Genomic DNA, 7857 nt, shown 5'->3' on the forward strand with positions numbered 1-7857 from the left:
CCACAAAGAACACAGAATTCAGGAAGGTGCTTTATGGCCACAGCCAACGTTTACCAACAACGCCCGACCGCCGGCGCCCGTGCCGAGTCGTCGCTGCACCATGCCGACCTCGCCAGCCTGGCCGGCAAGGGTCGCAAGAATGCCGGTGTGTTCGTGCGAGAAAAGAAACTCCTCGGCCACCTGACCCTTCGTGGCGATGGCCATGACGCCGCGTTTGCCGCCGGTGTACACAAGGCCCTCGGCATCGAATTGCCCGGCGCCCTGAGCGTGATCGTCAAAGGCGAAACCAGCCTGCAATGGATGGGCCCGGACGAGTGGCTGCTGATCGTGCCAAGCGGTGAAGAATTCGCCGCCGAGCAGAAGCTGCGCGAAGCGCTGGGCGATCTGCACATCGCGATCGTCAACGTCAGCGGCGGCCAGCAAGTGCTCGAACTGAGCGGGCCGAACGTGCGTCAGGTGCTGATGAAATCCACCAGCTACGACGTGCACCCGAACAACTTTCCGGTGGGCAAAGCGGTGGGCACGGTGTTCGCCAAGTCGCAACTGATGATCCGCCACACCGCCGAAGACACCTGGGAACTGCTGATCCGCCGCAGCTTCTCGGATTACTGGTGGTTGTGGCTGCAGGATGCGTCGGCCGAGTACGGCCTGAGTGTGCAGGCGTAACCTGTTGTGACTGTTTTGTGGTGAGGGGATTCATCCCCGATGGGCGGCGAAGCCGCCCCAGATCAGTCACCGCGTTTATCAGGTAGATCGTATACACAGGTTTTGCGACTGCTTCGCAGCCGATCGGGGATGAATCCCCTCGCCACAAAAGCAGTTCAGCATAGCCACAGAGTTCACTCTGCTCACAGATGTTGAAACAGGAGTCACCGCACCATGAGCCGCGCACCAGACACATGGATTCTGACCGCCGACTGCCCCAGCGTGCTCGGCACGGTGGACGCGGTGACGCGTTTTCTGTTCGAGCAGGGTTGCTACGTCACCGAGCACCACTCGTTCGATGATCGCCTCTCGGGCCGCTTCTTCATTCGCGTGGAATTCCGTCAGCCCGACGGCTTCGACGAGCAGTCCTTCCGCGCCGACCTCGCCGAGCGTGGAGCGGCGTTCGGCATGGTTTTCGAGCTGACCGCGCCGAACTACCGGCCGAAAGTGGTGATCATGGTCTCCAAGGCCGATCACTGCCTCAACGATTTGCTTTACCGCCAGCGCATCGGCCAGTTGTCGATGGACGTGGCGGCGGTGGTCTCCAACCATCCGGACCTCAAGCCTTTGGCCGACTGGCACCAGATTCCCTACTACCATTTCCCCCTCGACCCCAACGACAAACCGGCCCAGGAGCGGCAGGTGTGGCAGGTGATCGAGGAGTCCGGCGCCGAACTGGTGATCCTCGCCCGCTACATGCAGGTGCTGTCGCCGGAACTGTGCCGCAAGCTCGATGGCAAGGCGATCAACATCCATCACTCGCTGCTGCCGGGGTTCAAGGGCGCCAAGCCGTATCACCAGGCCTACAACAAGGGCGTGAAACTGGTCGGCGCGACGGCGCATTACATCAACAACGACCTCGATGAAGGGCCGATCATCGCCCAGGGTGTCGAGGCGGTGGATCACAGTCATTACCCCGAGGATCTGATCGCCAAGGGGCGGGATATCGAAGGGCTGACCCTGGCCCGGGCCGTGGGTTATCACATCGAAAGAAGGGTGTTTTTGAACGCCAACAGAACCGTCGTTCTTTAGATCGCCATCGCTGGCAAGCCAGCTCCCACAGGGATTTGTGCCGTACACAATTTTTGAGTTCCACCCGAAACCTGTGGGAGCTGGCTTGCCAGCGATGAGGCCATAACAGGCAACACAACAATCAGCATCTGTACCCGAGCACTCAACGCGCTGCCTGCCTGGGCAACGCGGTTCCATAAAAACAACAGCGAGGTGAAAGCATGTCTGGCAATCGTGGTGTGGTGTATCTCGGCGCTGGCAAGGTCGAAGTACAGAAAATCGACTATCCGAAAATGCAGGACCCGCGCGGCAGGAAGATCGAACACGGGGTGATCCTGCGTGTGGTGTCCACCAACATTTGTGGCTCCGACCAGCACATGGTGCGCGGCCGTACCACGGCGCAGACCGGTCTGGTGCTGGGCCATGAAATCACCGGCGAAGTGATCGAAAAGGGTTCCGACGTCGAGAACCTGAAAATCGGCGATCTGGTCTCCGTACCGTTCAACGTGGCTTGCGGGCGCTGCCGTTCCTGCAAGGAGCAACACACCGGCGTCTGCCTGACCGTCAACCCGGCCCGTGCCGGCGGGGCTTACGGTTACGTCGACATGGGCGACTGGACCGGCGGCCAGGCCGAATACGTGCTGGTGCCGTACGCCGACTTCAACCTGCTGAAACTGCCGGATCGTGACAAGGCCATGGAGAAAATCCGCGACCTGACCTGCCTCTCCGACATTCTGCCAACCGGCTATCACGGCGCGGTGACGGCGGGCGTTGGCCCGGGCAGTACCGTGTACATCGCCGGCGCCGGCCCGGTCGGTCTAGCGGCTGCAGCCTCGGCGCGTCTGCTGGGCGCAGCGGTGGTGATCATCGGCGACGTCAACACCATCCGCCTGGCGCACGCCAAGGCGCAGGGTTTTGAAGTGGTCGACCTGTCCAAGGACACGCCGCTGCACGAACAGATCGCCGCACTGCTGGGCGAGCCGGAAGTCGATTGCGCCGTGGACTGCGTGGGCTTCGAAGCCCGTGGTCACGGGCATGACGGGGTGAAATCCGAAGCTCCGGCCACCGTACTCAACTCGCTGATGGGCGTGGTGCGCGTGGCGGGCAAGATCGGTATTCCGGGCCTGTACGTCACCGAAGATCCGGGCGCTGTCGACGCCGCGGCGAAAATGGGCAGCCTGAGCATCCGCTTCGGTCTGGGCTGGGCCAAATCCCACAGCTTCCACACCGGCCAGACCCCGGTGATGAAGTACAACCGCCAGCTGATGCAGGCGATCATGTGGGACCGCATCAACATCGCCGAAGTGGTTGGCGTGCAAGTCATCAGCCTCGACCAGGCGCCGGAAGGGTATGGCGAGTTCGATGCGGGTGTGCCGAAGAAATTTGTGATTGATCCGCATCGGTTGTTCAGTGCGGCGTAAGTTTTACGCATAGGAAAAGGCAACCCGATGGGTTGCCTTTTTTATTAACCAGACTATTTAAATGCGCACTTGCTGGCATCGCCGTCAGCGGTTGCACAATCTTCACCTTTCCAATTGCTTCCGGTGGGTTTTACTGGAACGCCGAGTCTCAGGCCCGAAGACGCGCCCAGATCGTTCTTGCCTTCATATCGGCAGATGACTACCGAATCGGCGGTGTCTTTGTCTTTAAGGCGTGCTGAGGTAAAGGTGAGATCTTCAGCGTTGTCAGAATGAGTGATCGAGACCGTTGGGCAAGTAGCTGCGTAAGCGGTGCTCATCATGGCCAGGCTGATTACGATGCCCGTGGCAATTGTCAGCTTCATCATTTGTACTCCGTTACATAAATGGGAGCCACAATGATCGCGTGCATGATCAGTAACGCCTACTGTCAGATCTGACAGGTTAATAGCTCGTTTTGAAATATAGATCTGCTTGATGCATAACTAATGAGCCTAAAAGATCGCAACCTTCGGCAGGTCCTACAGGGATCGGTGTAGGAGCTGCCGAAGGCTGCGATCTTTTGATCTTGTGCCGTTAAAGGTCCGCCAAAGCGCCTTGGTAAAGCACCGGCCCCGTCGGCTGCCCGCTCGGCGAGCCACCCTTCGGCTCCAGACTCACCGCCAACGCAATCGGCTGGCCGATCAAGGCTTTCTGTGCCGCGCTCAGTTCAACCTTGCCTTTGCCCCCCGCCGGAATCACCCCCAGCGAGATTGGCTTGCCGTCCGCCGGGATCGCCCACAGTTCGAGGCTGCGATCAGGCCCGACAGCCGCCAATGTCAGCGGCTCGATCTGCAGATAATCCGCATGCGCTTCGACCTTCAGCGCCGGTTGCGCGTCGGCGCTCAGCAGGGTGGCGCGGTAGCGGGCGTCGTCGCGGTTGTACAGCGAGCCAAGAAATACCAGCACGGCGATGGAGCAGACCGCTGCGGTGAGTCGTAGCCAGTTCCAGAACGGTCGTTTAGCGGGTACATGCAGCTCTTGCGGATCGATGCGTGCAGTAATCCCATGCCACACCCGCTCCGGCACCGGTTGCTCCGGCAGCGTTTCGGTAAGGCTGGCGAGACTCTCCTGCCACTGCGCCAGCTCGGCTCGCAGTGCTGCGTCATCCAGCAGCAATTGTTCGAAGCGCCTGCGCGCCGCCGCAGACATCAATCCGATGGCGTAATCGGCAGCGAGGGCGCGACGCAGGGCCGGGGTCTGGTAGTTCATGATTCGAGGCACCTGCGCAGACGTTCCATGCCCCGACGAATCCACGACTTCACCGAGCCCAACGGCGCGGCCAGGTGTTCGGCCAGCTCTGAGCAGGACAGGCCCTGAAAGTAAGCGACAGTGATCGACTGGCGCTGCAGGCCGTCGAGGGTATCGAGGCAACGATGCAGGGCATTGGCTTCACGGCTGCGGTTCAACAGCTCATGGGCCGAAGGACTTTCGTCGGTCAGGGTGTCCTGTTCGAACTCGGTCAGCGGTCGGTCGCGATGCTTGCGCAACTGATCGATGGCTTGATGGCGGGTGATGTTGACCATCCAGGTCAGCGGCGCCGACAGATGGGCTTCGTAGCGCGAGGCGTTGTTCCAGATGCGCACGAAGCTTTCCTGCAGCACTTCTTCGGCCAGATCCGCCCGGCCCATGAAGCGCAGGGCCACGCCGTGCAGGCGTGGGCCGACGCTGCGATAGAGCGTCTCGAAGGCCCCTCGGTCGCCCAGTGCACACTGGGCCAACAGATGCCTGAGCTGATCGGTGTCGGCGACGGAAATGACAGGCCTCCAGGCAATGCGCGGACGACGAGGGCGGGCCCCGGTTTGTTCACAGGCTAGTTCAGCGACAGCGCTTGTGCCATTCATCTGGGGTTATCCGCGGTTTCACGTTTTATATACGTGGCTATGCTGAAAATGGATGCGCCAGCGAGGAACATGCAGGTTGAAACCCGGTCAAACCGGCAGTTTTACCGCCCATACGATGGCGGTCACCACAGCGCAAGAGGATGTCTGAATGAAGATTTCACGCGGTATTGCCTTGGCTTCACTGATGACCCTTGCAGCGAGCCCGGTGTTTGCCGGCTTCAGTCTGGACGACGTGACCAAAGCAGCTTCGAGCATGCAGGGTGGCAACGCAGCCACCGCCGCCGCGCCGACCTCGGAAACCGCCGGGTTGCTGCAAGCCGTGACCGGTCTCGGCGTGACGCCGCAGCAGGCGGTCGGTGGCACCAGTGCCATGCTTGGCCTGGCCAAGAACCAGTTGAGCAGCACCGATTATTCGCAGTTGGCCAAGGAAGTGCCGGGCATCGACAAATTGTCGGGCGGCAGCGGCAACCTGGCGGCATTGAGTGGTTTGCTGGGTTCGTCGGGCAAGTCGGCCGGGCTGGAAAACGCGCTGGGCAACGTCAAGAACACAAACGACCTGAATAATGCATTCGGTGCCTTGGGCATGGACAGCGGCATGGTCGGCCAGTTTGCCCCGGTGTTGCTCAAGTACCTGGGTGACCAAGGCGTCGGCGGCCCGATTCTGCAGAGCCTGGGCAGCATCTGGGGCGCCGGCACCGGTAGCTGATTCAGCCGCGCTCGTTGCGCAGTTCGCTGATGCGTTGATCCTTCTCGGTCCAGAGCTGGTTGACCCAGTTCTGGACTTGCTGGCGAAACAGCGGATCGTTCTCGTAATCGCCCTGCGCCAGCGCCGGGTCGAGTTCGCGGGTCTGGATGTCGACAATCACCCGCGGCACGCTGCCGCTGATCAGATCCCAGAACCCCGGAATCTTTTCCTGTGGATAGACCACGGTCACGTCGAGCAAGGCATCCAGTTGTTCCCCCATCGCTGCCAGAACAAACGCCACGCCGCCCGCCTTGGGCTTGAGCAGGTGTTTGAACGGTGACTGCTGCTGCACGCCTTTCGCCGGCGTGTAGCGGGTGCCTTCCAGATAATTGACCACCGTGACCGGCTGGCGCTTGAACAGCTCGCAGGCCTGTCGGGTGATTTCCAGATCCTTGCCCGCCAGTTCCGGGTGCTTGGCCAGGAACGCTTTGCTGTAGCGCTTCATGAACGGGTAATCCAGCGCCCACCACGCCAACCCAAGAAACGGTACCCAGATCAGTTCTTTCTTGAGGAAGAACTTGAAAAACGGCGTGCGCCGGTTGAGGGTCTGGATCAGCGCCGGAATATCGACCCACGACTGGTGGTTGCTGATGACCAGGTACGAAGTGTCACCGCGCAGCTCTGCGCCGCCGCGAATGTCCCATTGGGTGGGGATGCACAGGCGAAAGATCAGCTTGTCGATCTCGGCCCAGGTCTCGGCAATCCACATCACCGCCCACGAGGCGTAATCGCGCCAGCGCCCCGGCGCAATCAGTTTGAGCAAAGCAAAAACCATCAACGGCCCGATCAGGATCAGGGTGTTGAGCAACAGCAGCAGGGTGACGAAACAGCCGGTGAGCAGGCGGCGCATAAGCAACTCTATGAAGGCGGATGGGCGCGCCATGATAAGTGGCTTCGGGCGACAGGCCAAATCGGTGGTGACGAATGTTTCACCTTTTAACCCTTAAGATCAAAAGATCGCAGCCTTCGGCAGCTCCTACCGATCACTGTAGGAGCTGCCGAAGGCTGCGATCTTTTGATCCTGATTGAGCCGAACGAATTCATAGGCCACGGTCTAAAATCCCGTTGCCCAACTCCCCAAGGAAGCCCTCTACGTGAAATCCCTCCTTGCACTGTTTGCCCTCGTCGCCCTGCCGGTCATGGCCGCCGAGCCGACCCTGTATGGGCGTTATGAATACATCGCGCTGCCGGAAATCGGCGGTGAGGTGCTCAAGGCCAAGATGGACACCGGCGCGCTGACCGCCTCGCTGTCGGCCAAGGACATCGAGACCTTCACCCGCGACGGCGAGAACTGGGTGCGCTTCCGCCTCGGCACCAAGGACGCCAGCAACAAGGTCTACGAACACAAGGTTGCGCGGATCAGCAAGATCAAGAGCCGTTCGGATGAAGAGGACGAGGGCGACAGCACCGAAGTCGCCAAGCGTCCGGTGGTCGATCTGGAACTGTGCCTGGGCAACGTCAAGCGCACCGTCGAGGTCAACCTGACCGACCGCAGCAACTTCAACTACCCGCTGCTGATCGGTGCCAAGGCCTTGCGCGAGTTCGGCGCAGCGGTGAACCCGGCGCGGCGTTTCACTGCCGACAAGCCGGACTGCTAAGTGGTCTCATTGACGTAACGTCAGGCTTGGGGCACCGTTCGCGCACTTAACCCATGGGCTCGGACGCCATGCCTCATATTCTGATTGTCGAAGACGAAGCGGCGATTGCCGACACGCTGATTTTTGCCCTGCAGGGCGAGGGGTTCACCACCACGTGGCTGAGCCTTGGCGCAGCGGCGCTCGAGCATCAACGGCAGACCCCGGCTGACTTGATCATTCTCGATATCGGCCTGCCGGACATCAGCGGTTTCGAAACCTGCAAGCAGCTGCGGCGCTTCAGTGAAGTGCCGGTGCTGTTCCTCAGTGCCCGCGACGCCGAGATTGACCGCGTGGTGGGGCTGGAGATCGGCGCCGACGATTACGTGGTCAAGCCGTTCAGCCCACGGGAAGTTGCCGCGCGGGTACGGGCGATTCTCAAGCGCATGGCGCCGCGACCTGTGGTCGAAGCGTCCTCGACGCTGTTCCGCATCGATGCCGAGCGCGTGCAGATCACCTAC

The 7857-nt window shown here is 60.9% G+C and carries 10 protein-coding genes; 6 read left to right on the top strand and 4 right to left on the bottom strand.

The window, feature by feature from the left end; translation table 11 throughout:
* Nucleotides 1-33: 33 nt before the first annotated feature.
* The 3 genes from DBR18_RS17750 to fdhA all read left to right on the top strand — a co-directional run bounded on the left by DBR18_RS17750 (nt 34) and on the right by fdhA (nt 3137).
* A complete protein-coding gene (locus DBR18_RS17750; protein WP_108591285.1) occupies nt 34-666 on the top strand; it encodes a sarcosine oxidase subunit gamma in 633 nt (210 codons plus the stop codon).
* Nucleotides 667-879: 213 nt separating this feature from the next.
* A complete protein-coding gene (gene purU / locus DBR18_RS17755; protein WP_108591286.1) occupies nt 880-1737 on the top strand; it encodes a formyltetrahydrofolate deformylase in 858 nt (285 codons plus the stop codon).
* A 200-nt stretch (nt 1738-1937) separates the two neighbouring features.
* On the top strand, nt 1938-3137 hold the full coding sequence (fdhA, locus tag DBR18_RS17760; RefSeq protein WP_007962594.1) for a formaldehyde dehydrogenase, glutathione-independent: 1200 nt from the start codon (nt 1938-1940) through the stop codon (nt 3135-3137).
* 53 nt (nt 3138-3190) lie between these two features.
* Here the strand turns inward: fdhA and DBR18_RS17765 are convergent, their stop codons facing one another.
* The 3 genes from DBR18_RS17765 to DBR18_RS17775 all read right to left on the bottom strand — a co-directional run bounded on the left by DBR18_RS17765 (nt 3191) and on the right by DBR18_RS17775 (nt 5017).
* Nucleotides 3191-3502 carry a hypothetical protein gene (locus DBR18_RS17765; RefSeq protein ID WP_108591287.1) on the bottom strand — a complete coding sequence of 104 codons (312 nt, stop codon included), beginning with the start codon at nt 3500-3502 and terminating at the stop codon, nt 3191-3193.
* A 208-nt stretch (nt 3503-3710) separates the two neighbouring features.
* Nucleotides 3711-4385 (bottom strand): anti-sigma factor domain-containing protein, encoded by a 675-nt coding sequence (locus DBR18_RS17770; RefSeq protein WP_108591288.1) that lies wholly within the window; start codon nt 4383-4385, stop codon nt 3711-3713.
* The gene (locus tag DBR18_RS17775) at nt 4382-5017 is read right to left on the bottom strand and encodes an RNA polymerase sigma factor (protein WP_108591289.1); all 636 of its coding nucleotides are present in this window, start codon (nt 5015-5017) and stop codon (nt 4382-4384) included. The genes DBR18_RS17770 and DBR18_RS17775 overlap by 4 nt, the downstream gene beginning before the upstream one ends.
* A gap of 148 nt (nt 5018-5165) precedes the next feature.
* Between DBR18_RS17775 and DBR18_RS17780 the strand changes: the two genes are divergently transcribed.
* Nucleotides 5166-5723: a DUF2780 domain-containing protein gene (locus tag DBR18_RS17780; RefSeq protein WP_108591290.1), complete on the top strand. Its 558-nt coding sequence runs from the start codon at nt 5166-5168 to the stop codon at nt 5721-5723.
* 1 nt (nt 5724) lies between these two features.
* Here the strand turns inward: DBR18_RS17780 and DBR18_RS17785 are convergent, their stop codons facing one another.
* Nucleotides 5725-6612 (bottom strand): acyltransferase, encoded by an 888-nt coding sequence (locus DBR18_RS17785; protein WP_108591291.1) that lies wholly within the window; start codon nt 6610-6612, stop codon nt 5725-5727.
* Nucleotides 6613-6856: 244 nt separating this feature from the next.
* Between DBR18_RS17785 and DBR18_RS17790 the strand changes: the two genes are divergently transcribed.
* A complete protein-coding gene (locus DBR18_RS17790; protein ID WP_007962587.1) occupies nt 6857-7360 on the top strand; it encodes an ATP-dependent zinc protease in 504 nt (167 codons plus the stop codon).
* A gap of 68 nt (nt 7361-7428) precedes the next feature.
* Nucleotides 7429-7857, top strand: a 429-nt coding sequence (locus tag DBR18_RS29395; RefSeq protein ID WP_256588772.1) for a response regulator, incomplete at its 3' end; no start/stop codon positions are given.

Source organism: Pseudomonas sp. HMWF021 (genome assembly GCF_003061005.1).
Classification (GTDB): Bacteria; Pseudomonadota; Gammaproteobacteria; order Pseudomonadales; family Pseudomonadaceae; genus Aquipseudomonas.